The sequence below is a fragment of the Pseudomonas sp. CJQ_9 genome, from assembly GCF_043106615.1.
In the GTDB taxonomy this organism is placed as follows: domain Bacteria; phylum Pseudomonadota; class Gammaproteobacteria; order Pseudomonadales; family Pseudomonadaceae; genus Aquipseudomonas; species Aquipseudomonas juntendi.
Genome location: NZ_JBICMS010000044.1, coordinates 22693 through 47132, shown reverse-complemented (window position 1 = coordinate 47132; position 24440 = coordinate 22693). Strand labels below are relative to the sequence as shown.

20 protein-coding genes are annotated in these 24440 nt (G+C 64.1%); 5 read left to right on the top strand and 15 right to left on the bottom strand.

The genetic code is table 11. The features are described 5' to 3' along the window. Window positions 1-14: 14 nt before the first annotated feature. From ACF8SD_RS08095 to ACF8SD_RS08060, 8 genes are all read right to left on the bottom strand, one after another. A complete protein-coding gene (locus tag ACF8SD_RS08095) occupies window positions 15-2390 on the bottom strand; it encodes an RND family transporter (RefSeq protein ID WP_173891723.1) in 2376 nt (791 codons plus the stop codon). A 20-nt stretch (window positions 2391-2410) separates the two neighbouring features. Then, window positions 2411-3433 (bottom strand): YCF48-related protein, encoded by a 1023-nt coding sequence (locus ACF8SD_RS08090; RefSeq protein ID WP_173890630.1) that lies wholly within the window; start codon window positions 3431-3433, stop codon window positions 2411-2413. A 267-nt stretch (window positions 3434-3700) separates the two neighbouring features. Continuing rightward, the gene (gene pepN, locus ACF8SD_RS08085; protein ID WP_392484182.1) at window positions 3701-6370 is read right to left on the bottom strand and encodes an aminopeptidase N; all 2670 of its coding nucleotides are present in this window, start codon (window positions 6368-6370) and stop codon (window positions 3701-3703) included. A 13-nt stretch (window positions 6371-6383) separates the two neighbouring features. Continuing rightward, window positions 6384-7214, bottom strand: coding sequence for a DUF2797 domain-containing protein (locus ACF8SD_RS08080; RefSeq protein WP_178120139.1), 831 nt, complete (start codon window positions 7212-7214; stop codon window positions 6384-6386). After that, window positions 7211-7471 carry a YeaC family protein gene (locus tag ACF8SD_RS08075; RefSeq protein WP_392484181.1) on the bottom strand — a complete coding sequence of 87 codons (261 nt, stop codon included), beginning with the start codon at window positions 7469-7471 and terminating at the stop codon, window positions 7211-7213. Before ACF8SD_RS08075 ends, ACF8SD_RS08080 begins: the two co-directional genes overlap by 4 nt. Window positions 7472-7484: 13 nt before the next feature. After that, a complete protein-coding gene (locus ACF8SD_RS08070) occupies window positions 7485-8363 on the bottom strand; it encodes a rhomboid family intramembrane serine protease (protein ID WP_110679556.1) in 879 nt (292 codons plus the stop codon). After that, window positions 8360-9331 carry a metallophosphoesterase gene (locus ACF8SD_RS08065; protein ID WP_009683748.1) on the bottom strand — a complete coding sequence of 324 codons (972 nt, stop codon included), beginning with the start codon at window positions 9329-9331 and terminating at the stop codon, window positions 8360-8362. Before ACF8SD_RS08065 ends, ACF8SD_RS08070 begins: the two co-directional genes overlap by 4 nt. Next, window positions 9331-10221 carry an NAD(+) kinase gene (locus ACF8SD_RS08060; protein ID WP_009683749.1) on the bottom strand — a complete coding sequence of 297 codons (891 nt, stop codon included), beginning with the start codon at window positions 10219-10221 and terminating at the stop codon, window positions 9331-9333. Before ACF8SD_RS08060 ends, ACF8SD_RS08065 begins: the two co-directional genes overlap by 1 nt. Here ACF8SD_RS08060 and ACF8SD_RS08055 point away from each other — a divergent pair. Next, window positions 10220-11242, top strand: coding sequence for a DUF1853 family protein (locus tag ACF8SD_RS08055; protein ID WP_392484179.1), 1023 nt, complete (start codon window positions 10220-10222; stop codon window positions 11240-11242). The genes ACF8SD_RS08060 and ACF8SD_RS08055 overlap by 2 nt on opposite strands. Window positions 11243-11399: 157 nt before the next feature. Beyond that, complete coding sequence (locus ACF8SD_RS08050) at window positions 11400-11945, top strand: cytochrome b (protein ID WP_009683752.1); 546 nt, start codon at window positions 11400-11402, stop codon at window positions 11943-11945. Here the strand turns inward: ACF8SD_RS08050 and ACF8SD_RS08045 are convergent. Both ACF8SD_RS08045 and ACF8SD_RS08040 read right to left on the bottom strand, forming a co-directional pair. Beyond that, window positions 11936-12829: a 1-aminocyclopropane-1-carboxylate deaminase/D-cysteine desulfhydrase gene (locus ACF8SD_RS08045; protein WP_392484178.1), complete on the bottom strand. Its 894-nt coding sequence runs from the start codon at window positions 12827-12829 to the stop codon at window positions 11936-11938. The genes ACF8SD_RS08050 and ACF8SD_RS08045 overlap by 10 nt on opposite strands. A 58-nt stretch (window positions 12830-12887) precedes the next feature. After that, window positions 12888-14924 (bottom strand): FAD-dependent oxidoreductase, encoded by a 2037-nt coding sequence (locus tag ACF8SD_RS08040; RefSeq protein ID WP_392484177.1) that lies wholly within the window; start codon window positions 14922-14924, stop codon window positions 12888-12890. Between the two features lie 193 nt (window positions 14925-15117). On the opposite strand from ACF8SD_RS08040, the gene ACF8SD_RS08035 reads away from it, so the two are divergent. Together ACF8SD_RS08035 and ACF8SD_RS08030 are read left to right on the top strand one after the other, a co-directional pair. After that, the gene (locus tag ACF8SD_RS08035) at window positions 15118-16236 is read left to right on the top strand and encodes a nitrilase-related carbon-nitrogen hydrolase (protein WP_392484176.1); all 1119 of its coding nucleotides are present in this window, start codon (window positions 15118-15120) and stop codon (window positions 16234-16236) included. 4 nt (window positions 16237-16240) lie between these two features. Continuing rightward, window positions 16241-17326: an AraC family transcriptional regulator gene (locus ACF8SD_RS08030; protein WP_392484175.1), complete on the top strand. Its 1086-nt coding sequence runs from the start codon at window positions 16241-16243 to the stop codon at window positions 17324-17326. A 211-nt stretch (window positions 17327-17537) separates the two neighbouring features. Here ACF8SD_RS08030 and ACF8SD_RS08025 read toward each other — a convergent pair whose 3' ends face one another. Next, window positions 17538-17930, bottom strand: a complete 393-nt coding sequence (locus tag ACF8SD_RS08025; RefSeq protein WP_161893111.1) for a MerR family transcriptional regulator — start codon at window positions 17928-17930, stop codon at window positions 17538-17540. A gap of 74 nt (window positions 17931-18004) precedes the next feature. On the opposite strand from ACF8SD_RS08025, the gene ACF8SD_RS08020 reads away from it, so the two are divergent. Next, complete coding sequence (locus ACF8SD_RS08020; protein WP_392484174.1) at window positions 18005-19105, top strand: SDR family oxidoreductase; 1101 nt, start codon at window positions 18005-18007, stop codon at window positions 19103-19105. Between the two features lie 90 nt (window positions 19106-19195). Here ACF8SD_RS08020 and ACF8SD_RS08015 read toward each other — a convergent pair whose 3' ends face one another. The 4 genes from ACF8SD_RS08015 to ACF8SD_RS08000 form a co-directional block, all read right to left on the bottom strand. After that, complete coding sequence (locus tag ACF8SD_RS08015) at window positions 19196-20449, bottom strand: OprD family porin (protein ID WP_173890645.1); 1254 nt, start codon at window positions 20447-20449, stop codon at window positions 19196-19198. A 59-nt stretch (window positions 20450-20508) separates the two neighbouring features. Then, window positions 20509-21813 carry a CitMHS family transporter gene (locus ACF8SD_RS08010; RefSeq protein ID WP_009683761.1) on the bottom strand — a complete coding sequence of 435 codons (1305 nt, stop codon included), beginning with the start codon at window positions 21811-21813 and terminating at the stop codon, window positions 20509-20511. 122 nt (window positions 21814-21935) lie between these two features. After that, window positions 21936-23249: a dicarboxylate/amino acid:cation symporter gene (locus ACF8SD_RS08005; protein ID WP_029886337.1), complete on the bottom strand. Its 1314-nt coding sequence runs from the start codon at window positions 23247-23249 to the stop codon at window positions 21936-21938. Window positions 23250-23321: 72 nt separating this feature from the next. Continuing rightward, window positions 23322-24401 carry a 4-oxalomesaconate tautomerase gene (locus ACF8SD_RS08000; RefSeq protein ID WP_082416152.1) on the bottom strand — a complete coding sequence of 360 codons (1080 nt, stop codon included), beginning with the start codon at window positions 24399-24401 and terminating at the stop codon, window positions 23322-23324. Window positions 24402-24440: the final 39 nt, after the last annotated feature.

Here is a 24440-nt window from a genome sequence, read left to right as displayed (position 1 = left end):
GCGGCCCCCTGCCTTCAATGGGCGAAAATCGACCCCCCTTGCTTGCCCACCATCTTTTCCGGCTTGATCAGGAACCGCGCCAGGGCCGGCAGCAGCCACAACGCCCCGAACATGTTCCAGAGCAACATGAAGGTGAGCATCAGGCCCATGTCGGCCTGGAACTTGATCGCCGAGAAGATCCAGGTGCACACACCAATGGCCAGGCACAGCCCGGTGAACAGCACTGCCTTGCCGGTCGAGCGCAGGGTCTGGTAATACGCCTCCTGCAACGGCAACCCGGCGCGCAGGAAGCTTTCCAGGCGGCTGTAGATGTAGATGCCGTAGTCAACGCCAATGCCCACGCCCAGCGCCACCACCGGCAAGGTGGCCACCTTCACACCGATGCCCATGTAGGCCATCAGGGCGTTACCCAGCACCGAGGTCAGCACCAGCGGCAGAACGATGCACAGGGTGGCGGCCAGCGAGCGGAAGGTGATCAGGCACATCACTGCCACACAGATGTACACCAGGATCAGGATCGTCAGTTCGGCCGACTTGATCACCTCGTTGGTCGCGGCCTCGATCCCGGCATTGCCTGCTGCCAGCAGGAACTGCAGGCCCTCCTTGTTGTGGCTGTCGGCAAACGCCTGGGCTACCGCCGTGACCCGCTCCAGGGTTTCGGCCTTGTGGTCGTTGAGGAACACCAGTACCGGCGCCAACGAGCAGTCACCGTTATACAGCCCGTCGGCACGGGCGATGGAGTTGTTGAGGATGTCGGGGTTGCGCGACAGGGTTTCCCATTTCAGGCTGCCCTCGTTCATGCCCTTGATCACCTGCTTGGACACGGTGACCAGGGAGATCGCCGACTGGACCCCCGGCGTGTTTTCCATGGTCCACATCAGCTCGTCGATCGGGGTCATGGTCGAGTGGATGGAACACTGCTCGGCCGGCGTCTTGACCATGATCACCAGCACATCGGAACTGGTCGAGTAGTTGCTGATGACGAAGTTGTTGTCCTGGTTGTAGCGCGAGTCGGGGCGCAGCTCCGGCGCGCCCTGGTCGAGGTCGCCGATTTTCAGGTTCTGGCTGTACCACAGGCCCCCGCCGAAGGCGAGCAGCGCCAGCGCCACCGACACCGGCGCCACCCTGGCGCTGGCAAAGTTCGACAGCAGGCGCCAGAACGGGTGTTCGCGGGTGGCGTCCTTCTTGCTGCGTTCGATGGCCTTCTTGCTGATGCCGACGTAGGAGATGGCGACCGGCAGCAGGATCAGGTTGGTGAATACGATCACCGCCACCCCGATGGACGCGCCGATGGCCAGCTCGCGAATCACCCCGATGTCGATGATCAGCAGGGTGATGAAGCCCACCGCATCGGCCAGGATGGCGATCATGCCCGGCAGGAACAACTGGCGGAACGTACGCCGTGCAGCGGTGAGCGCGTTGTCGGCGTCACTCGACTGCAAGGCGATGCCGTTGATCTTCTGCACCCCGTGGGAAATGCCAATGGCGAAGATCAGGAACGGCACCAGCATCGAGTACGGGTCCAGGCCGAAACCCACCGCGTGCATCAGGCCCAGTTGCCAGACCACCGCCACCAGGGTGGTGATGAGCACGGCGATGGTGCTGCGGATACACCAGGTGAACCAGTACAACAGCACCCAGGTGATCACCAGGGCGACGCCGAAGAACATCGCCACCATCACCAGGCCGTCGATCAGGTCACCGACCTTCTTGGCAAAGCCGACAATGTGCACTTTCACATTGGGGTTCTGCGCCTGGAACTTGTCACGCACCTTCTCTTCCAGCAGGTGCGAGAACTGCTGGTAATCCAGTTTCAGCAGCCGGCTGGGGTCCTGCGGGTCAGGGTAGCTCTCCAGCAGCGGCACATCGATGATGCTGGACTTGAAGTTGTTGCCGACCAGCCGCCCGACCTGGCCTGACTTGAGCACATTGTTGCGCAGGGTATCCAGGCTGTCCTGGGAACCGTTGTAGGTGTTGGGGATCACCTCGCCACCGGAAAAACCCTCTTCCGTGACCTCGCTCCAGCGCACGCTGGGGCTCCACAGCGACTTCAGCCCGGCACGGTCGACCCCAGGCAGGTAAAACACCTCGTCATGGATCTGGCGCAGGGTCTCCATGTAATCCTTGTCGAAAATGTCACCCTTGACCGCCTCCACGGAGATGCGCACGGTGTTGCCGAGGTTGGCCAGGTCGTTGCGGTGCTCCATCATCTGCTCGATGAACGGGTGCTGCAGCGGGATCATCTTCTCGAAACTGGTGGAGGGGCGAATCTGCGTCGCCTGCCAGAACAGGAAAATACTGATCAGCACGCACAGCGCGATGACCACGGGGCGGTTGTTGAAGATCAGCCGTTCGAGCAGCGTAGGTTTGTCCTGGTGATGCGGATGCATGGTGATGCTCTCCCGGCTGGTCATTGGCGCGGCTCCTCGGCAGTGCGATCGGCACCCTGCGCGGTTGCCAGGTGCACACCGCCCTGGCCCACCAGCAGCAGGCCGCCACTGGCCAGGCCACTGACGCCGGCCAGGGCGATGCGGTCGGCACGGTTGTACACGCTGAAGGTCTGGCCATCGTCGGTACTGCGCAGCACGCTGCCGCCGTTGCCGACCAGCACCAGGGCGCCATCAGCCAGCAGCGCAGCGCCAGCCAGGCCGAATTCCAGGCTGCCGCGCGCGGCCTTCAGTTCGACCTGCTGCCAGCTGTCACCGAAGTCGGCTGAACGGAACAGGTTGCCGCGCAAGCCATAGGCCAGCAGGGTGCGGGGTGAACGGGTGCCGATCACGCCAAACAGCGAGCCCTCGTAGGGGCCTTGCACCTTGGCCCAGGTCTGGCCGTTGTCTGCAGAACGGAACATGCCGCCCTGCTCGCCAACGATGAACAGGCCGGCATCGCGCACCTGGGTGATGCCGTTGAGGTGCAACTGGTCGGGGTTGTCCAGGCGCTCGGCCACGTCCTGCCAGTGCTGGCCGCCGTCAGTGGTTTCCAACAAGGCACCGTAGGCCCCCACGGCAAAGCCATGCCGGGCATCCAGGAAGGTGACATCCAGCAACGGCGCTTCACGGGAAAGGTCTTCGAACTGCTTGCTCCAGGTGGCGCCGCCGTCGCTGCTGGCGAGCACCTGTGCGTCATGGCCGACGGCCCAGCCGCGCTTGTCGTCGATGAAGAACACGGCGGTGAGCAACTGCCGCGTGGGTACGCGGGCTTGGGTCCAGGTGTTGCCCTGGTCGTCGGAGAACAGGATATGGCCGCGATCACCGACCACGACCAGACGCTTGCCAGCGTGGGTGGTGCCGATCAACAGGCTCTGGCTGGCCTTGGCCGATTCGGTGGAGTACTGGTCGGCACTGGCGGCTTGCACGCTGCCGGCCCACGCGCCCAGTGCCAGCGCCAATGCCGCTGCCAATGGCCAGGCGCGGCGCCTGTTGTGTTCCCTCATGACTGTCCCCTTGGTGTTTTTATTCGGCGGGTCAATGCATTGCAGGCACTGCGAAAAGCCTGATCTAGAGGCCTGCAACAGCTTGAAGGGATCGTAGCGGGGATGTTCGCGGGATTACAACGGGCGGGGTGTTATGTTTTGTTGTCGGCCTGAAAAAGCCAGGGCCGCGGTGCGGCCCATCGCGACACAAGGCCGCTCCTACAATCGCACCTTACCCTGTAGGAGCGGCCTTGTGTCGCGATGGGCTGCAAAGCAGCCCGATTGCCCTCAAGCCAGGCTCTTGCTCACCACTTCATACACATCACTGGACAGCTCACCCGAAGCCAGAATCCGCTCCAGCTCGCCCTTCATCAGCGCCTGACGCGCCTCGTCATACTTGCGCCAGCGGGTCAGCGGCGCCAGCTGACGCGAAGCGATCTGCGGGTTCAGCGCATTCAGTTCGATCACAAGGTCGGCCAGGAAACGGTAGCCAGAACCATCGGCGGCATGGAAGTTGACCAGGTTCTGCCCGGCAAACGCACCGATCAGCGCACGCACCTTGTTGGGGTTCTTCAGGGTGAACGCCGGGTGCTGCATCAACGCCTTGACCCGTGCCAGCCCGCCCGGCAGCGTGCTGGCCGCCTGCACGCTGAACCACTGGTCCATCACCAGGGGGTTGTCCTTGAAGTGCTCGGCGAACGCCTCCAGCGCTTTCGCCCGCTCCGCCTGGAACGGCGAGTTGACCAGCACCGCCAGCGCGGTCAGGCGCTCGGTCATGTTGTCGCAGTGTTCGAACTGCTCCAGGGTCGCTTCCAGCACGTGCGGCTTGCCGCTCAGCATCAGGTACGACAAAGCGATGTTCTGCAGGCTGCGGCGGGCGAAGTGCTCGGCCGAGGCCACATAGGCAGTGCTGCGCGACGCTTCGCGGTGGGCCTGGTAGCGCGCCCACAACGCGTCGAACAGTTGCTCGGCGATCTGCTGGCGGGCGAACTCGCGGGCGGCATGGATGGCGTCCACGTCGGCCACCTGGCTGATTTCGGTGAGGTAGGCCTCACCCGGCAGCGAGAGCATTTCGGCGACCATGGCCGGGTCCAGCGACGGGTTGCCCAGTACCGTGCCCAAGGCCGTGATCAGGCGCTGGTCCAGTTTCAGGGCTTCACCACGCTGGTGCTGGCCGATCAGTTCCTGCAACACCTGGACCGCCAGCTGCTGGCCCGCTTCCCAGCGGTTGAAACCGTCGCTGTCATGTTGCATCAGGAACATCAACTGGTCGCGGTCGTACGGGAAGCTGAGCTTGACCGGGGCGCTGAAGCCACGCAGCAGCGACGGCAGCGGCTTGGCCTGGATACCCTGGAAGGTGAAGGTCTGCTCGGCCTCGGTCACCGAAAGTACCCGGCTGGTGGCTGGCTGGACCGCCGTGGCGGCGCCCTCACCTGCCAGTTGCAGCGGCAGGTCGTTGCCGGCAGCATCCAGCAGGCCCAACTCCACCGGGATCACGAACGGCAGCTTCTCGGCCTTGTCCGGGGTGGGCGGGCAGTTTTGGCGGAACGTCAGGCTGTAGGTCTGGGCGGCGGCGTCGTACGCCTCGCTGACTTCCAGGCGCGGGGTGCCTGCCTGGCTGTACCAGCGCTTGAACTGGGTAAAGTCCACGCCGTTGGCGTCTTCCATGGCCTTGATGAAGTCGTCGGTGGTCACCGCCTGGCCATCGTGGCGCTCGAAATACAAGTCGCTGCCTTTGCGGAAACCTTCGGCGCCCAGCAAGGTGCGAACCATGCGCACCACTTCGGCGCCCTTCTCGTACACTGTCAGGGTGTAGAAGTTGGAAATCTCGATGAAGCTATCCGGGCGCACGGGGTGGGCCATGGGGCCGGCATCTTCGGCAAACTGGTGAGTACGCAGGTAGGCCACGTCCTCGATACGTTTGACCGTGCGCGAGTTCATGTCGGCACTGAACTCGGCATCGCGGAACACCGTGAACCCTTCCTTCAGCGACAGCTGGAACCAGTCGCGGCACGTGACGCGGTTGCCCGACCAGTTGTGGAAATACTCGTGGGCGACCACACCTTCGACACGCTGATGCGCGGCATCGGTGGCCGTTTCGGCGCGGGCCAACACACAGCTGGAGTTGAAGATGTTCAGGCCCTTGTTTTCCATGGCGCCCATGTTGAAGTCGTTGACGGCAACGATCATGAAGATGTCCAGGTCGTATTCACGGCCGTAGACTTCCTCGTCCCAACGCATCGACTTCTTCAAGCTGACCATGGCGTGGTCGCACTTGTCCAGGTTCTCGGGCTCGACATAGATGCGCAGCAGCACATCACGGCCCGACTGGCGCGTGAAGGTGTCTTCGACGCACCACAGGTCACCGGCCACCAAGGCGAAAAGGTAAGCTGGCTTCTTGAACGGGTCTTCCCAGGTGGCCCAGTGGCGGCCATCCTCGGCCGGCCCGCTGCCGGTGGGGTTACCGTTGGACAGCAGCACCGGGTAGCGATGCTGCTCGGCGATCACCGTGGTGGTGAAGCTGCTCATCACGTCCGGGCGGTCGAGGTAGTAGGTGATCTTGCGGAAACCCTCGGCCTCGCACTGGGTGCAGAACATCTTGCCGGATTTGTACAGGCCTTCGAGCGCAGTGTTGCTTTCCGGGTGGATCTTCACGCTGGTGTCGAGGGTGAAGTGCTCGGCTTGCGGCTGCACGGTCAGGCTGTCACCGTCCAGCTGGTAATCGGCGGCCTGCAATTCCCGGTCATCCAGCGCGGCACGCAGCAGCTCAAGCTGCTGGCCATCGAGCACCAGCGGCGGCAAGCCGGCACCGCGTGCCGGGTTGCGACGCATCACCAGCTGCGCGTGAACCAGGGTGTGGTCCTCGAACAGCTCGAAGGTCAGGTGCGTCTCGTCGATCAGGTACTCGGGCGCCTGGTAATCCTTCAGGTAGATCACTTGCGGTTGTTCGGTGCGCATGTGCAGGTCCTTTTTACTGGAGCACGGCCAACTGGTAGGCCGTGTACTTGCGAATATTGATCACACCGGTGTCGAAGATCAGGTACTGGCCCTTGATGCCCAGCAGCGTGCCTTCGGCGACCGGGTCCTTGTCCAGGTTGAAGCTGACGATCTTTTGCGGGTAGGCCTGGACCGGGTAGTTGATCTGCACCACTTCGGCGTCCGGCAACGGCTGGATCGCCTGCAGGCCGAAACGCCCCTGCAGCTCGCCCAGGCGCTCGGCGCACGCGTCGAAAACCTGCTCGCGAATGGCCGCCAGGTCGAGCACCTCGGCATCGCCTTTGAGCAGTGCACGCCAGTTGGTGCGGTCGGGCACCTGGCTGCGCAGCACGTCTTCGACCAGGCCAGACTGCTGGCGGGTAGCCACGCGCATGATCGGCAGGGCCTGGCTGGCCCCCTGGTCGAGCCACCGGGTGGGCAGTTGGCTGGCGCGGGTGATGCCGACCTTGATCCCTGACGAGTTGGCCAGGTAGACCACGTGGTCGGTCATGCAGAACTGCTCGCCCCAGGCCGGTTCACGGCAGGTGCCGGCCTCGTAGTGGCATTTTTCCGGGGCCATGATGCACACATCGCACTGTGCCAGCCGGGTCATGCACGGGTAGCAGTAACCTTGGCTGAAGCTGGTCTTGGTGCGCTTGCCGCAATGGCTGCAGTGAATGGCGCCAAGGTATTCCAGGCGCAGGCGCTGGCCGATCAGCGGGTTGACCGGCACCTGCGTGTCATCCAGGCGGAAGCTGTACTGGACCACCGGCGCCTGCAGGCTTACCGCCATTTTGCTCAACGAGCCACGAGCGAGTTCGATCAATGTACCGAGTCCGACTTGAACAGAATGTTGGCGATCGGCGCAGACTTCGACGCGCATTCCTGCGGGCCCATGTAACCGGTGCGCTGGTCTTCTGGCAGGTTTTTCATCTCCCAGGCGATGACGGCCTGCATCGACAGCTCTTTCTGCTCGGCGGTGAGCTTGCGGCCATCCGACCATTTGCCGATTTCCACGGCCAGTTTCAGGCTTTCGTAGATTTCCGGGGTGATGTTTTCAATCATTTGCGCGAAAGTGGACATATAGTCTCCTGATTCAAGCCGACAGTTTACGCCGGGCCAGCGCCCCACCCAAGAGCCCGGTCAGGCATCCGATGAGCAGCCCGCCAACGTGGGCAGCGTTGGCGATCTGGCCAAGGCCGAGGCTGCCGACCACACCGGTCAGGCACACCACCAGCCAGATCAGCATCATCACCAGCACACCCTTGGGCAGGTTGAAGTAACGGTTCGGTGCCAGCCACTGGAACAGCCATACATGCCCCAGCAGGCCGTACAGTACGCCAGACAGCCCGCCGAACAGGCTCGGCCCGCTGGTGTAGTGCTGCGCCAGGTTGGAGACCAGGCTGTACAGCAGGGTCAGGCCCAGCAGCATCCAGGGGCCCTGGCGCAGCTCGATGCGCTTGCCCAGCTCCCAGTACCACAGGCTGTTCATGGCCAGATGCAGCACGCCGAAGTGCAGCAGCATGGGTGATACCAACCGCCACCATTGCCCTTGGTCGAGGGTTTCTGCCAGCGGGGTGAAATACAGGTAGTCGCCCTGCACTCGGAAGTCGAGGAAGGTAAACCAGCTGATGGTGGTGAAGTTGTCCCCCAGGCTGGTGAGGCCTGCGACGATGAAGCACGCCAGCAGGGTGAGCGTGGTGACCTTGCAGGCTCGGGCCTGTTCTGCCAGGGACGGCACTTTCGCAGACATGCCCGCTGCCACCGGCTCGGGGGCAGCCGGCAGCTCGGCGTTGCCTTGCGGGTAGCGCTGGTAAAGTTCGCGGACGTCTTCGGCCAGGGTGTCGGGCGCCCAGAGTACCTGCACGTCCCCCTCTTCGCTGACCCGGTGCGGCACCTGCAGGCGCTGCAGCATGTGAATGAAGCCGCTGAGGTCGACCGACAGCGGCAGGCGCATCACTTCGATTATGTTCATTGATTGGCCTGTGGGCGGTCTACGTCGACCCACACGAACTTGTGCGGGTCGATGCGGGTTTCGTCATCCAGCCGGTAGGCCGCCAGCTTGCCGTACAGCACCGCGCTGTAGTCCAGGCAGGCCAGGTTGGGGCGAATCGGCGCGGGGTGGCCGCTGCGCCAGTAGTGGCCGACGAACAGCATCGGCTCGTCTTCGGCATAACGCAGCAAGGCATTTTTCTGGCTGTGGCTGAGCGGCGCATTGGCCACCTCGGCCGGCAGGGCATCGGGCTGGAACACGATATCGCCGTAGGTTTGCGGGTCTTCCTCCCAGAACTTGGTGCGGAAGAAGGCGCGCGTCAGGCCGTCGCCGCCGGTCAAGGTCAGGCCGTCGGGCAGGCGCATGTCGGTACCGCGCAACAGGCGGTTGCACACGGTGGCGGCAAAGCTGTTGCTCACGGCAGAAGCCTGGATGAAGTGTTCATCGATGCGCCCGTCGGGGTACTGCTGGCGCAGCGGCTCGATCAGTTGCCGGTCCCAGCAGGCGTGCACCAGGCGAAAACGCCCGGCATCGATGAACAACGGCAGCTGGTAGAACCAGTTGACGAAGTCGTGCCAGTCAGCGGGGTGCTGGGCGAACTGGGCCAGGGTTTCGTCGATCAGCCGGGCGTGCCGCGGGGTGTGCTCGCGGACGAAGGCCTTGCCGCTGCCGGGCAGCGCCGGCGTGACCCAGCCCAAGGCGTTGTACTCGTGGTTGCCCATGATGCAGAACGCCTGGCCAGCCTCGACCATGTCGTGGACGATGTGCAGGGCCTCGCGGATGCGTGGCCCACGGTCGACGATGTCGCCGAGGAACAGCGCCTGGCGCCGCGGGTGGCGCCACACGCCGGCCACGCGCTTGTAGCCGAGGGTATCGAGCAGGCGTTCAAGGGTATGCGCACAACCGTGCACGTCGCCGATGATGTCGAAACTGCGCGCCGGGTCGAGCATCAGTCGTCACTGCTCCCCAGGCGGCTGCCCCAACCAAGCTTGGTGCGGCAGACCTCGTAGTAATTGTGGTCGAGCGGGTGGATCAGGCGCAGCTTCTGCGGTTTTTTGCTGACCGTAATGGTGTCGCCGGGGGCGCAGGTGAAATGGTTCTGGCCATCACAGGAAACCTGCGGGTAGATCTGCAGGTCCTTGGACACCACGATCTTCAGCTCGCTGTTGCCGTCGACCACGATCGGCCGCCCCGACAGGGTGTGCGGGTACATCGGCACGATGACGATGGCGTCCAGCTTGGGGTGCATGATCGGGCCGCCAGCCGACAACGCGTAGGCGGTGGAGCCGGTGGGGGTGGCAACGATCAGGCCGTCGGCCTTCTGGCTGCAGACGAACTGGCCGTCGATATAGATTTCGAACTCGATCATGCGCGTGGACTTGCCCGGGTGCAGCACCACGTCGTTCAGCGCATCGCCCTGGCCAATGGCTTCGTGATGGCGGCGCACCTCGGCCTGCAGCAGGAAGCGGTTTTCCACCAGGTAGTGGCCGTCGAGCACCTCGGCGACCTTTTCTTCCAGCTCGTCGGGGCGGATGTCGGTGAGAAAGCCCAGGTTGCCCCGGTTGATGCCCAGCACCGGAATGTTGTGACGGGCCAGGGCCCGGGCGGCGCCGAGCAGGCTGCCGTCGCCGCCCACCACGATGACCAGGTCGCAGACTTCGCCCAGCAGCTTGCGCGTGGAGGTCTGCAAGCCATGCCCGGGCAGCACTTCGGCAATGGTGTCCTCGAGAATCACGTGCAGGTGGCGGTCGAGGAGGAATTTTTTCAGTCGGCGGATGGTGTCGAGCACCTGCGAGCTACCGAGGCGACCGATGATACCGATATTGCGAAATTGCTCCATGGGGCTCCTGCAAGGCTCTGCGGCGGGTGACGATGCGCCGATTATGGGCGAAACCACCGGGCAGCGGCAAACCGGCTATGCTCGCAGGATGACGCCCTTCAGCCAACTCCACGATCTGCCCAAGCAACTGCAGCGCCCGGCCGTGCGCGACCTGGCCTGGGCAGTGCTGTCGCCGCCCTTGCTCGGCGCCGCGCCCTGCCCTCAGCGCCACCCGCTGGCGGGCAGCCTGTGGGCACAGCAGCCGCACCGCCTGGAGCAGTGGCTGCGGGCGCTGGATAAGGATGACCATCCGCTGCGCGACTGGCTGGCGAAACTGGGCAGCCGGCGCCTGGGGCTTTACTACGAACGCCTGTGGCAATTCGCCCTGAGCCACGCTCCGGGCATTGAGCTGCTGGCCGCCAACCTGGCCATTCGCGAGGGCGGCCTGACCTTGGGCGAGCTGGATGTGCTGCTGCGTGATACAGATGGGGTCCACCACCTGGAGTTGGCGATCAAGCTGTACCTGGGCCCGCCAGGTGGCGGGCACGATACCCAGGCCTGGCTGGGGCCAGGCTGTCATGACCGGCTGGGGGCCAAGCTGGCCCACCTGGCGCAGCACCAGTTGCCGATGTCGCGGGGGGCGCACAGCCAGCAGGCGCTTGCTCGGCTAGAGGCGCAGCAGGTGCAGGCGCATATGTGGCTGGGGGGCTATCTGTTTTATCCGTGGCCTGGGCATGCCGAGCCTCCCGCAGGCGCCAACCCGCAGCACCTGCGCGGGCGCTGGGTCAGGCGGCGGGATTGGGCCATGGCAGTTGGCGAGCGCTGGCAACCGCTGCCGCGGTGCGCGTGGCTGGCGCCAGCGCGGGTCGAAGCGGCGCAATGCTGGCAGGCAGAGCAGTTTGCAGCATGGCTGCATGTGCTGGACCCGCAGGCCCCGGCGCAACTGCTGGTACGGCTTGAGCAGGAGGCCGATGGCGCCTGGCAGGAAGCCGAACGGGTGTTTCTGGTGGCTGACAATTGGCCGCAGCTACACCGTGATTGATGCAGGCCTGACGCAGGTCAACGCCAGGTCGCACAAAAGCCCGTGCAGGCAACACAATTTTCACAGGCCTGGCGCAAAGATCTGCTGCCAGTAGCCATTAAAGTGACACCTGAGCGCCAACAAGAGCGCTATTTAAACCTGATGACGAGGACTGATCATGGTTTCATCCACCCCAGCACCGCATTACGCACGCCTGTCCATTGCCCTGCACTGGCTGATGCTGGTGCTGCTGGCCGCTGTCTACGCCCTTATCGAGCTGCGCGGCCTGTTCCCCAAGGACAGCGCCGAGCGCAACCTGATGAAAGACCTGCACTTCATGCTTGGCCTCAGTGTCTTCGTGCTGGTCTGGTTGCGCCTGGCGATGCGCCTGAGCCGGCCTACCCCGCCGATCCTGCCCAAGCCGCCCGCCTGGCAGACCGGCCTTGCCCACCTGATGCACCTGGCACTGTACCTGCTGATGATCGGCATGCCGCTGGCCGGCTGGCTGATCCTCAGCGCCGCCGACAAACCGGTACCGTTCTTCGGCCTGGAGCTGCCGCACCTGATCGGCCCGAACCCGGACCAGGCCAAGTTCATCAAGGGCTGGCATGAGCGCGTCGGCAGTTGGGGCTACTGGCTGATCGGCCTGCATGCGCTGGCCGGGCTTTACCACCACTATGTGGTGCGCGACAACACGCTGTTGCGCATGCTGCCCTACAAGTAACCACGTCGGCCTTGCAGGCCGCCGGTATGCACGAAGATCATGCGGCTGCCGGGCACCAACAGCCCGGCGGCGACATGATCGCGCAGGGCCAACAGGGCCTTGCCGGTATAGAGCGCTTCCAGCGGCACCCCCGTGTGCTGCTCGCAGTCGGCGATGAAGGCCAGCAGTTCGTCGTCGAACCGGGCAAACCCACCTCGGCAGGCCTCGTGTAGCTGGTAGCCATGTGCGCCCGCCAGTGCTGCCACCCCTTGCGCCACCCCATGGTCTGCAGGTACCGCCAAGGCGCCATGCACGGTACGCGCGCCCGCCTCGGCCATGGCCAGGCCAGCCACGGTAGTGCCTGTTCCGGCAGCCAACCACCAGCCATCGTAGTCCGGCCAGCCCAGGGCCGAGATCTGCGCCTGCGCCTGCTGCACGATCAGCGCGCAGCCCTGCGCGCCAGCCAGCCCACCGCCGCCTTCGGGAATGCACTGCCAGCCCGGATAGCGCGCTTGCCAAGGTTTCCAGAAACCGGGCTGGTGGCGTGCGCGGTAGCCGCCATAACCCAGCCAGTGCAGGTGCATGCCCAGCGCCTGCAGGTCCCGTACGGTGGGCGTGTCCTGGGCATGGCCGCGTAGCAGGCCGGCAGTGGCGAAGCCAAACCGCTTGCCGGCCGCAGCCAGCGCATGCAGGTGGTTGGAGTGGTTGCCACCCAGGCTGATCAGCCCGGGGGCATTGCCAGTGGCGGCCTGCTGCAGGTGGTGGCGGAGCTTGAACCACTTGTTGCCGCTGATCAGCGGATCGATCAGGTCCAGGCGCAGAATGGCAACCTGCACCTGGGCGTGTTGCAACCACGGCAGGTTCAAGCGTTGCAGTGGGGCTTGAGGAAGGTCGAATGCATGCATGGATCGCAGTTTACAGGCAAAGCCCGGGGCAGCGCCTGTGGGCTGCCCCGGGCCGATCTCAGAGCTGCGCCGCCAGCCGCGACCCTTGGTTGATCGCCCGCTTGGCATCCAGTTCTGCCGCCACGTCGGCGCCGCCGATCAGATGCACCGATTGCCCCGCAGCCACCAACCCATCCTGCAGTTCGCGCAGCGGCTCCTGCCCGGCGCAGATCACGACGTTGTCCACGGCCAACACCTGCGGCTCACCGCCCGCCACGCGAATGTGCAAACCGGCATCGTCTATGCCCAGGTACTCGACACTGTTGAGCATCTGCACGCGCTTGTTCTTCAAGCCGGTGCGGTGGATCCAGCCGGTGGTCTTGCCCAACCCGTCCCCCACCTTCGATGCCTTGCGCTGCAGCAGGAACACCTGCCGCGCCGGCGCATGCGGCTCGGCCTTGATGCCGGCAACGCCGCCGCGTGCCTCAAGCCGGGTATCGATGCCCCACTCCTTCCAGAACGCATCACGGTCCAGGCTGCTGGCCCGCCCTTCCTGCACCAGGTATTCGGATACATCAAAACCGATACCGCCGGCCCCGATCACGGCGACCGACTTGCCCACCGGCTTGCGCTCAAGCAGTACATCCAGGTAGCTGAGCACCTTGGCATGCTCGACCCCGGGGATGGCCGGGGTGCGCGGGGCAATGCCAGTGGCCAGGATGATCTCGTCATAGCCGCCCTGCACCAGCGCCTGCACATCCACGCGGGTATTGAGGTGCAGGTCGACGCCAGTGCTTTGCAGCTTGTTGCGGAAGTAGCGCAGCGTTTCGAAGAATTCTTCCTTGCCCGGGACGCGCTTGGCGACATTGAACTGGCCGCCAATTTCGCTGGCAGCGTCGAACAGCGTCACGTGATGCCCGCGCTCGGCGGCAACGGTGGCGGCGGCCAGGCCCGCCGGGCCGGCGCCGACCACGGCAATGCGCTTCGGCGCTGGCGCAGGCAGGTAGTTGAGCTCGGTTTCGTGGCAGGCCCGCGGGTTGACCAGGCAACTGGTCAGCTTGCCGCCGAAGGTGTGGTCCAGGCAGGCCTGGTTGCAACCGATGCAGGTATTGATTTCGTCGGCACGACCGGCAGCAGCCTTGTTGACGAAATCCGGGTCGGCGAGGAACGGCCGAGCCATCGAAACCATGTCGGCATCACCTTCGGCCAGCACCGCCTCGGCCACTTCCGGGGTATTGATGCGGTTAGTGGTAATCAGCGGAATGTTCACCACACCCCGCAGCTTGGCCGTGACCTTGCTGAACGCCGCGCGCGGGACCTTGGTGGCGATGGTCGGGATCCGCGCCTCATGCCAGCCGATCCCGGTGTTGATCAGGGTAGCGCCGGCCTGCTCGATGGCCTTGGCCAACTGCTCGATTTCCGCCCAGTCGCTGCCGCCCTCGACCAGGTCGAGCATCGACAGGCGGAAGATGATGATGAAGTTCGGCCCTACTGCATCGCGTACCCGGCTCACGATTTCCACCGCCAGGCGCATGCGGTTTTCGTAGCTGCCGCCCCAACGGTCGGTGCGCTGGTTGGTGTGGGCGGCGAGAAACTGGTTGATGAAGTAACCTTCCGAACCCATGATTTCGACGCCGTCGTAACCGGCACGCTGGGCCAGCACCGCGCAATTGACGAAGTCGGTGATCTGCTTCTCGATGCCTTGCTCGTCCAGCTCCTTGGGCTTGAACGGGTTGATCGGCGCCTGTATCGCGCTGGGTGCCACCTGCCGTGGGCTATAGGCATAGCGCCCGGCATGCAGGATCTGCAGGCAGATTTTGCCACCGGCGGCGTGCACCGCCTCGGTGACGACGCGGTGCTGGTCGGCCTCCGCCTCGGTACTGAGTTTGGCCGCGCCGGAATACACCCCGCCTTCATCATTGGGCGCAATGCCGCCGGTGACCATCAGGCCAACGCCGCCTCGGGCACGCTCGGCAAAATAGGCCGCCATGCGCTCGAAACCCCCGGGACGCTCCTCGAGGCCGGTGTGCATCGAGCCCATCAGGGTGCGGTTGCGCAAGGTGGTAAAACCAAGGTCCAGCGGGGCAAGCAGGTGCGGGTAACGTTCGGCGGCCATGGAAAGGTCCCCAGGTGGCGTGATCACGGGATGCGGGCGCCTCACCGAATGGCGGGCCTCCGTCGTTTGTCTGTCAGCGACATTAAACAGCCGTTTGAATTGGCTCAATGATCGAAACTGACAAGTTATTGATCCTGGCAAACAGGGCGCTTACCCTAGATAGCCTTCGTCAGCCAATGTGCCGTTCTGTTTCATGCGAAAACTTCTGGCAAGCGCCCTGGCGCTGGTAATGATCGCCGCGCTCTGCGGCTACGGCTTCTGGAGCCAGCAGCGCCCGGAAGGCCACTACCTGTCCGACCTGCGCATCGAACTGGCGCTGGACCATGGCGTGCCGGGCGACCGCGGCAACCTGTTGGGTATCGAGCCGTTGCTGTTCCCCGGCGACTACCAGAACCTGCAACGCCTGCACCGCAAGCTGGCCGCCTACCTGGAGCAGGCGCGCGCCCAGGGCCTGGTCGGCCCGCGCACCGTGGTCGTGCTGCCGGAACACATCGGTACCTGGCTGTGGGCACGCGGCGAAAAGAACGAGCTGTACCAGGTCACGCAGAGCCGCGAGGCCGAGCAATGGCTGGAACTGAGCAACCCGCTGCGCTACGCGCTGGCCATGCTCGCGGCCGAGGGCGACGACCGGCGTGCCGACGCCCACCTGCGCATGAAGGCTGAGCAGATGGCTGCCGACTATCAACAGCTGTTCGGTGGCCTGGCCAAGGAATTTGGCGTGACCCTGGTGGCCGGCTCCATCGTGCTGCCGGCCCCCTATGTGCAACAAGGCGTGCTGCATGCCGGCCGTGGCGCGCTGTTCAACAGCAGCGTGGTGTTCGCCGGTGACGGTTCCCTGCTCGGCCAACCGCAACGCCAGCAATACCCCGACAGTGACCTGCGCCGTTATGTGCGGGAGGGCCACGATTATCCGCTGCAGGTCGTGCAAACCCCCGCCGGGCGCCTGGGCGTGCTGGTGGGCAGTGACAGCTGGTACCCGCAGAACCATGAGCAACTGGCCAGCCAGGGCGTGCAGCTGGTGGCCAACCCGGTGTTTCTCAGCGGCAAAGGCAGCTGGCAAGCCCCCTGGCGTGGCAACCGCCACCAGGCGGCCAGTGCCGGGCTGGCCGTGCAGCGTGGCCAGGTCAGTGAGCAAACGGCCTGGCAACGCCTGACCGAGGCGGCCGGGGCCGGGGTCAGCAGCATGAGCGTGTTCATGCGCGGGCAGTTCTGGGAACACGGCAGTGACGGCCAAGGCTTCGCCCGCCAGGCCGGTGAGTTGCTGGCAGGCACGCCGAGCCCTGGCGCCCGCTTGCTGAACCTGTGGTTGTAAGGCCATGGCCCGCCCCCGCGTACGCCTGGGCGAGCTGTCGGTCGGCTTTGTTCAGCCGCTGACCGAGGCCCTGCGCGAACTGGGCCACGCCCCCGAACCGCTGCTGCGCCGCTATGGGCTGGAGGCACCGCGCCTGAGCGAAGCCAACGCGCGCCTTTCGATCCCGCGCTACATGCACCTGGGCCATGCGGCCATCGAACAATGTGGCGAAGCCGCGCTGGGCTTGCACATGGGCCGCCTGAGCCGGCTGGCCCAGGCGGGCCTGGCGGGAGTCACTGCGGCCCAGGCGCCAACCGTGGGCGAAGCCGCGCGCACCTTGCTGCGCTTCGAACCGCTGTACGCCGCCAACTACCGCGGCCACTCCAGCTTTCATGAAGACGCCGAAGGTGCCTGGCTGCGTTTCTACTCCATCAGCCCCTACAACGCCTACAACCGCTTTGTGGTGGACTCGGTGCTGGCAGGCTGGCTGGCTCAACTGGCCGACCTGGCGGGCGTTGCGCTGCAGGCCGAGCGCCTCGAAATCGAATTTGCCGCCCCCGCCTACGCCGCGCAGTACCAGGCGCTGTGCAGCACCCCGGTGCAGTTCGCTGCCGACGCTAATCAATTGCGCCTGAGCCGCGCCACCTTGCAGTTGGCCAACCCCAGGCACTGCCCCAGCACCTGGCAGCACCTGCTGCAGTTGTGTGAAGCAGACATGCTGCAGCGCACGCGGGTGCGCAGCCTGGGTGAGCGCATCACCCACCTGCTTGGCCCATTGCTCAACGGTGGTCGCGAACCGGACCTGGTCGAGGTAGCCCTGCACTTGCAGCTGCCCACCTGGACACTGCGGCGCAAGCTGGCCGAAGAAGGCACGCGGTTTCGTGACCTGCTCAATGAAACACGACGCGACCTGGCCGAGACCTATATCCGTGATACGGAACTGGCGTTCGGCGAGATTGCTTATTTATTGGGGTTCGCTTCGGCCGAGGCCTTCCAACGCGCGTTCAAGCGCTGGACGGGCCTTACGCCGGGAGAGTTTCGCCGCAGCCAGCGGCGGGCAGGTCAAAGCTCGGTGGCGTCGTCGGCCGGTTCCGGGGTGTCCAGCTCGTAGGCTTGGGATTCGAGTAGTTCTTCCTGGTATTCATCCATGGTCCTGCTCCCTCTTTACTCATTTCATCTTCGTAGTTATCGCCGTCATGCTAAGCCAGTGGCATGACGCAATGATGACAAGCTTATGATCGGGCAACGCGGCCATCGTTCCAGTGAAGACGCTATGCAACGCTGCTCGAGTACCACAAAATCCTTTTTAGGAGGACAGGCGTTCAGGCGCCAGCGGAAATGTTTTCAGGAATTGTCAGCCCAGTCGCAATAGCACTGGCGACGAGCTTGGCACGCTCGCTATCAAGCACCTCATACGCGGCCTGCAGCGTCTGAATCTTGGCCTGGATTTCAGCCATTTTGCCAGTGACCAGCAGTGCACCCTGCACGCAATCGAGGGTATTGCCGCGCCTGGCGGCCAATATCTCCCCTATTTCGGCAAGCGTGAAACCGCCCCGCTGGGCAGTTTGCACGAAGTTCAGGTCAGCGACGGCCTGCTCGCTGTAGCTGCGATAATTGTTGGCTTGCCGCTGGGCCACGATCAGCCCGAGCTGCTCGTAATAGCGCAACGCATGGCGGCCGACGCCGCTGCGGCGCTCCAGCTCCCCGATGTTCATGGCACAAAACCCCTTGACCTTAGAGTGCGCTCTACACCCTAACCTGCGCCCATCTTGCAGACAAGGAAACTGACATGAGCGTGGAATGCTTCGTTACCGGCGGCAGTGGTTTTATCGGCCAGCATCTACTGGCGCGGCTCACCGCCACCGGGCACACCGTGCGGGTGCTCATGCGCCACCCGGAAAACCTTGCCCGGCTCCGTGAACAGGCAGGCCGCCTGGGGGGCAAGCCTGAATGCGTACAGGCAGTTGCCGGCGATATCGGCACAGAGGGCCTTGGGCTCAGCGAAGCCGACCGACAATGTGTGTCGGCTGCCGCAGTGGTGTTCCACCTCGCGGCGCACTTCACTTGGGGGCTGCCTCTGGAACACGCCCGTGCCGTGAATGTGCAAGGTGCGCTGCGGGTCGCGCAGCTGGCGGCTAGCCAGGGCACCCGCCTGCTGATGGTGGGCGGCTACATGCTGCAGAATTTCAGCCACCTGGCCAGCATCGGGGTGGATCACGAGCACCCGGAACATACCGACTGGCCCGCGGTTTACCGCCGCGTAGGCGGTTATGAGGCGAGCAAGCTGGAAGCGCATTTCGCCGTCATCCGCTACATGCAGGGTGCGGGCGCAGCGTACTCGATCGTTCACCCTGCCACGGTCTGCGGCGACAGTGTGCGCGGGCACATCCTCGACGGCCAGCCGTTGGCAGCGCTGATTAGCGGCCTGGCGTTGGGCCGGTTCAAGGCCATTCCGGGTTCGCCCAGCCATTGGCTGCCACTGGTCAGCGTCGACTACTTGGTTACCCTGATGGCTTGCGTGGCATTCGACCCTTCAATGGCCAACCGCCAAGTGCTTGCACTCGACCCGCACACCCCTAACCTGCAAGGCTTGCTGGAGGACATCGCCGCCACCCTGCAGGTAAGAGCCCCGCGCCACCATGTGCCGATAGGCGTGCTGAAGTGCTTGTTGGCAATTCCCGGGGTAGCGACCCGCCTGGCAATCAGCCCCGAGTCGCTGAACTTCATCCAGCCGCAGCGCTTCGACCTGAGTTTCAGCGAACAACTGGAACGCAGGTATCAGCTCACTCACCCGGACATCAAACACACATTGGCAAAAACCGTGCGCCACGTCGAACGCAACCTGGGCCACGGCAGCATGCCTGGCGCAAACATACCGACCAACACCTGAACCCACATGGCCGCGCAACCGCCTGCACGTCGCCCCGGCGCGGCCGACCACTCAGGCTGACCCGCCAGGGCTGACTGCGGCGCTTATCCCTTACCAGAGGGCGATGTCGTAGGTCAGGTAGATGCGGTTGCTGTCACGCCCGCGGGAGAAGTCGGAGCGGTACACGTAGTTGCGCAGCTTCACCCCAAGGCCCTTGACCGGCCCGGATTGCACCACGTAGGCCAGCTCCATGTCGCGCTCCCACTCGCTCAGCCCAGCGTCAGCCGAGCGCCCGTTATCCCCGCTGAGGTAGCGGGTCATGAAGGTAAGCCCTGGGATGCCCGCCGCAGCGAAGTTGTAGGCATAGCTGGCCATCCAGGTTTTCTCTTCTTCCTCGATGAACTTGCCGATACCCACGTTACTGAACGAGTACACCGTGGCGCCGCTGATGTAGGGCAGCCCGGCCTTGCCGTCGAGCACCTGGTAGCCACCCCCGAATGTGTGCCCGGAATGGGTGTACGACAGTTGCCCGCTGAACATGTCATTGTCGATTTCGCCGCCCCGGGCAGCGCCGCTGTCGCGGCTGTTGAAATAGCGCAAGTCGGTGGTGAGCACGCCGCCGGCCAAAGGCAGGTCGTAAATCAGGCCGGCAAAGTCCTGGCGGTAGAAGTGTTCCAGCTGGCCGTGGAAATAGCTCAACTTCAACTGCTTGTTGACGGCGTAATCGGCGCCGGCAAAGTTGAAATCGCCAGACTCGCCACCGCTGTAACCGTCCAGGTACAGGCCAGTGCTGTCAGAGGAGTCGCGCAGCTTGAAGCGGTTCAGGTGCCCGGCAGTCAGGGTCAGGTTGTCGATGTCGGTGCTGGTCAGCTGGGTGCCCTGGTAGGTTTGCGGCAACAAGCGGGCATCGTTGTAGATCAGCACCGGGGTTTTCGGCAGCAAGGTGCCATGCTTGACCACGGTCTGCCCAAGCCGCGCCTTGGCCGTCACGCCGGCACTGGCAAACTCGTCTGCGGCGCGGCCATCGTCATGCGTCGGCAGCAAACCGGTACCGCTGCGGCCGCGGCCCGAATCGAGCCGCACGCCGAGCAGCCCCATGGCGTCGAGCCCCAGCCCCAGCGGGCCCTGGGTGAAACCGGACTGATAGTCGAGCAGGAAGCCCTGCGCCCATTCCACCCGCTCGCTCTTGGCGGTGGCAGCGGCGCGCGGGCTCATGCCCTGTTCGTCGCGGAAGTTTTCGTTGAAGTACACATTGCGCAGTTGCAGCTTCAGCTTGCTATCGTCGACGAAACCGGCGGCGCCGGCCACAGGCAGCCAGCCGCACAGCAGGCCACAGGTGGCCCCACGGAAAACAGCTCGGGACATGATTGATACTCTATTGTTGTTTTTGGGTGAGCGGGGCGCCGGTCGGCGCCCGAAGCAGTTCAGACGAAGAAGGACAAGGCACCGGTGGCCAGCGCCAGCGCAGTGATCACCAACGATGTGAGCACCGCCCATTTCACCGTGGCTTTCTGGAAATCACCGATGTCGCGGTCGACCATCCCCACCAACAGCAGGGTCGAGGCCACCAGTGGGCTCATCAGGTGCACCGGCTGGCCCAGCACCGAGGCGCGGGCGATTTCAATCGGGTCGATGCCATAGGCGGTCGCGGCATTGGCCAGGATCGGTACCACGCCAAAGTAGTAGGCGTCGTTCGACAGCACGAAGGTCAATGGCATGCTGGTCAGGGCCACCACCAGTGGGAACCAGTGGCTCCAGGCGGCAGGAATCCAGTCGACCAGGGTCTGCGCCAGGGCGTCGACCATCTTGGTGCCCGAGAAGATACCGGCGAAGATGCCCGCGGCAAATACCAGCAATACCACGGTCATGGCATTGCCCGAATGGGCGAGGATGCGTTCTTTCTGCAAGTCCAGTTGCGGGTAGTTGATCATCAGCGCGGCGACGAAGCCGATCATGAAGAGGATCGCCGCGTGCATTACCCCGAACACCAACGCGGTCATCACGGCGATCACCAGGGCCAGGTTTACATAGGCCAGGCGTGGGCGCTTGTAGGGAGCGTCGCCAAGGATTTCCTTGATGTAGCAATTGCCACCACCCGACTCCAGGGCGATGTTCCCGATGCGGCGACGCTCGGCACGGCCCAGCAGGAAGGCGGTGAATACCACCCAGGCAGCGCCACCGATCACGGTCGGCAACATCGGGATGAAATATTCGGTGGCGTCCAGGCCCAACGCGGCGATGGCCCGGGTAGCCGGCCCGCCCCAGGGGCTCATGCCACTCATGATGCTCAGCGACAGCATCGACACCGTGGCCAGGATCATCGGGTTCATGCCGATGCGCTTGTACAACGGCAGCATGGCCGCGCAGGTGATCATGTACGTGGTGGTGCCGTCACCGTCCAGCGCCACCACCAGCGACAGCAGCGCGGTGCCGATGGCGATCTTGACCGGGTCGCCATTGACGCGCTTGAGGATCTTGCGGATCAGCGGGTCGAACAGGCCGGCATCGATCATCAGGCCGAAGAACAGGATGGCGAACAACAGCAGTGCGGCTGACGGTGCCACCATTTTCAAGCCATCGAGCATCATCTTTCCCAGGTCGGGGGCAAAGCCACCGATCACTGCGAAGACAATCGGTACGACGGTGAGCGCCACGATGGGGGACAGGCGTTTACTCATGATCAGGTAGGTGAAGGTCACCACCATGATCAGGCCCAGGAGTGCGAGCATGGTTTTTTCTCTTGTTTTTATTGTGTTGCGGCCGCCAGCAGGGCAGACGGCCCCCTACCCCACCCGCACCGTCAGGTTGCTGGGTGGGATTTCAAGTCAGCGAGGACAGATGGAAAAGGTGTTCAGCCGTGGTGCCGAGGCTCCGCAGCCCAGTCGGCCTGTGCCGTATCGGCTTCGTCTGCAGCGGCCGGGATTCCGTTCAGGCGGCGCAGCAGCGTTTTCCGGTCACAGGCATTTTCCGACAAGGAGATGACCACGGTCGCCACAGCGTTGCTGGCCAGGCTGGTCAGGGCGCGCGCTTCGGACATGAAGCGATCGATACCGATCAGCAAGGCAAGCCCGGCCAGCGGGATGTCGTGAATCACGGTGAGGGTCGAGGCCAGGGCCACGAAACCACTGCCGGTCACGCCTGCTGCCCCTTTGGACGACAGCAGCATGATCGCCAGCATGGTCACCGTCTGGCCGAGGGTCAGGTCGATGTTGCAGGCCTGGGCAATGAACACCGCGGCCAGCGACAGGTAGATGGCCGTGCCGTCGAGGTTGAAGGAATAGCCAGTAGGCAGCACCAGCCCTACCACGCCCTTCTTGCAGCCCAGTTTCTCCAGCTTCTCCAGCATGCGCGGCAGCACCGGCTCGGTGGAGGACGTGCCGAGCACCACCAGGAATTCCTCGCGGAAGTAGCGCAGCAGCTTCCACAAACTGAAGCCATACGCACGGCAGATGCCGCCGAGCACCACCAGCACGAAGAACGCACAGGCGATGTACAGCGTACCGACCAGCTTGGCCAAGGCACCCAGCGAGGTCACGCCGTACTGGCCGACCGTGAACGCCAGTGCACCGAAGGCGCCGATGGGGGCGAAGCGCATCAGGTAGCCGAAGATGCGGAACACCATGGTCGAGGCCGATTCCAGCACATTCAGTACCGGCTTGCCCTTCTCGCCCATGGACGACAGGGCAAAACCGCTGAGCACGGCGATGAACAGCACCGGCAGCACCTCACCCTTGTTGAACGCACCGATGAAGGTGTCCGGGATGATGTGCATGAAGAAGTCGACCACACTGAGCTTGGCCGCCGACGCAGCGTACTGGCTCAGCCCGGCAGTGCTGAGGGTCGCTGGGTCGATGTTCATGCCGACGCCAGGGCGGAACAGGTACACCGCCGCCAGGCCGATCATCAGGCTGACCACGGTCAAGCCCAGGAACAACAGCAATGTCTTGCTCATCAAGCGCCCCAGGGAGCGCTTGTCGGTCATGCCGGCGATACCGGTGACGATGGTGCAGAACACCACCGGGGCAATCATCATCTTGATCAGCTTGATGAAAGCATCACCCAGCGGCTTGAGCGCAACAGCCTGTTGCGCCCAGAAGTGGCCGACCACTACGCCCAGCAGGACGGCGCAGAGGATCTGAAAGTACAGCGATTTGGCGAGTCTCATGAGGCATCACCCATTGTTGAAATTGTGCGGATGCGCTTGTTGCAAATGTTTGGAGCTGAACGGCTGCCAGAGCTACCCGGCCAATCTGCGGAATGTAGGGGCGTAAACGAAACCTGAGAACAACCGTCGGGCGGTTCGCACCACCGAGGCCTGGATGGTCTTGCCATCGGCGCCGGTGCGCGACAATGCCACATCGATGCCACCGCTTGGGTGTTCCAGGCGCACTTCGGTCAATTGCTCGGCGCCCTCGCCCAGCAGCTCACCAATCACGGTGCCAGGGCTGACACAGGCAGTGGCCAACCCGATCGAACCTGTAATGGCCAGCGCGCGGTGGCAGCTGTGCGGCATGAAGTAGCGAACCTGCAGGGTGCCGTCGTAGCGCGGCTTGGAAACCAACACCGGCTTGGGGATGACCATCCCGCTGACATCGCCCAGGCCCATGGCCTTGCCGGCCTTCAGGCGCAGCGCTTCCAGGCGCTTGAGCAGGTCTTCGTTGGCATCGAGTTCGGCAGGGGTTTCAGAACCGGTGACACCGAGCTGGCTGGCCTCGACCACCATCATCGGCATGGCCATGTCGATGCAGGTGACCGGTACACCATCGATCACGTCGGTGGCCTGGCCGGTCGGGAACAGCTTGCCGGTCTTGCTGCCAACCGCATCGAGGAACGTCAGCTGCACCGGGGCGGCAGTGCCCGGAACGCCATCGATCGCCGTGCGGCCTTCGTAACGCACGATCCCGCCGGGGGTTTCCACCAGCGAGTTGACGAACGTTCCGGTGTTGAGGTTGCGGATACGCACCAGGGTCTTGCCTTCCTGGCCCTTGACCAACCCTTGCTCGATGGCGAACGGGCCAACGGCGCACAGCATGTTGCCGCAGTTAGGGGCAGTGTCGACCCGGCGCTGGGCGACCATGACCTGCACGAACAGGTAATCTACGTCAGCGTCGGCATGCAGCGATGGGCTTACAATCGCGACCTTGCTGGTCTGCGGGCTACCGCCACCGATCCCGTCGATTTCCAGTTCATGCCCGGAGCCCATCAGGTTGATCAGTAATTCGTCGCGCTCGACCACGTTGGCAGGCAGGTCCCAGGCGTGGAAAAACGGCCCCTTGGAGGTGCCACCGCGCATGAGTACGCAAGGAATTCGTTGCATGATTTCGCACTCTTGTTGATCAATGGACATCATTGATGT

Excerpts from the sequence above, each read along its gene's own strand:
- ACF8SD_RS08095 (WP_173891723.1), bottom strand. The coding sequence starts at position 2,390 with ATGCATCCGCATCACCAGGACAAACCTACGCTGCTCGAACGGCTGATC.
- ACF8SD_RS08090 (WP_173890630.1), bottom strand. The coding sequence starts at position 3,433 with ATGAGGGAACACAACAGGCGCCGCGCCTGGCCATTGGCAGCGGCATTG.
- pepN (WP_392484182.1), bottom strand. The coding sequence starts at position 6,370 with ATGCGCACCGAACAACCGCAAGTGATCTACCTGAAGGATTACCAGGCG.
- ACF8SD_RS08075 (WP_392484181.1), bottom strand. The coding sequence starts at position 7,471 with ATGTCCACTTTCGCGCAAATGATTGAAAACATCACCCCGGAAATCTAC.
- ACF8SD_RS08070 (WP_110679556.1), bottom strand. The coding sequence starts at position 8,363 with ATGAACATAATCGAAGTGATGCGCCTGCCGCTGTCGGTCGACCTCAGC.
- ACF8SD_RS08065 (WP_009683748.1), bottom strand. The coding sequence starts at position 9,331 with ATGCTCGACCCGGCGCGCAGTTTCGACATCATCGGCGACGTGCACGGT.
- ACF8SD_RS08055 (WP_392484179.1), top strand. The coding sequence starts at position 10,220 with ATGGGGCTCCTGCAAGGCTCTGCGGCGGGTGACGATGCGCCGATTATG.
- ACF8SD_RS08060 (WP_009683749.1), bottom strand. The coding sequence starts at position 10,221 with ATGGAGCAATTTCGCAATATCGGTATCATCGGTCGCCTCGGTAGCTCG.
- ACF8SD_RS08050 (WP_009683752.1), top strand. The coding sequence starts at position 11,400 with ATGGTTTCATCCACCCCAGCACCGCATTACGCACGCCTGTCCATTGCC.
- ACF8SD_RS08045 (WP_392484178.1), bottom strand. The coding sequence starts at position 12,829 with ATGCATGCATTCGACCTTCCTCAAGCCCCACTGCAACGCTTGAACCTG.
- ACF8SD_RS08040 (WP_392484177.1), bottom strand. The coding sequence starts at position 14,924 with ATGGCCGCCGAACGTTACCCGCACCTGCTTGCCCCGCTGGACCTTGGT.
- ACF8SD_RS08035 (WP_392484176.1), top strand. The coding sequence starts at position 15,118 with ATGCGAAAACTTCTGGCAAGCGCCCTGGCGCTGGTAATGATCGCCGCG.
- ACF8SD_RS08030 (WP_392484175.1), top strand. The coding sequence starts at position 16,241 with ATGGCCCGCCCCCGCGTACGCCTGGGCGAGCTGTCGGTCGGCTTTGTT.
- ACF8SD_RS08025 (WP_161893111.1), bottom strand. The coding sequence starts at position 17,930 with ATGAACATCGGGGAGCTGGAGCGCCGCAGCGGCGTCGGCCGCCATGCG.
- ACF8SD_RS08020 (WP_392484174.1), top strand. The coding sequence starts at position 18,005 with ATGAGCGTGGAATGCTTCGTTACCGGCGGCAGTGGTTTTATCGGCCAG.
- ACF8SD_RS08015 (WP_173890645.1), bottom strand. The coding sequence starts at position 20,449 with ATGTCCCGAGCTGTTTTCCGTGGGGCCACCTGTGGCCTGCTGTGCGGC.
- ACF8SD_RS08010 (WP_009683761.1), bottom strand. The coding sequence starts at position 21,813 with ATGCTCGCACTCCTGGGCCTGATCATGGTGGTGACCTTCACCTACCTG.
- ACF8SD_RS08005 (WP_029886337.1), bottom strand. The coding sequence starts at position 23,249 with ATGAGACTCGCCAAATCGCTGTACTTTCAGATCCTCTGCGCCGTCCTG.
- ACF8SD_RS08000 (WP_082416152.1), bottom strand. The coding sequence starts at position 24,401 with ATGCAACGAATTCCTTGCGTACTCATGCGCGGTGGCACCTCCAAGGGG.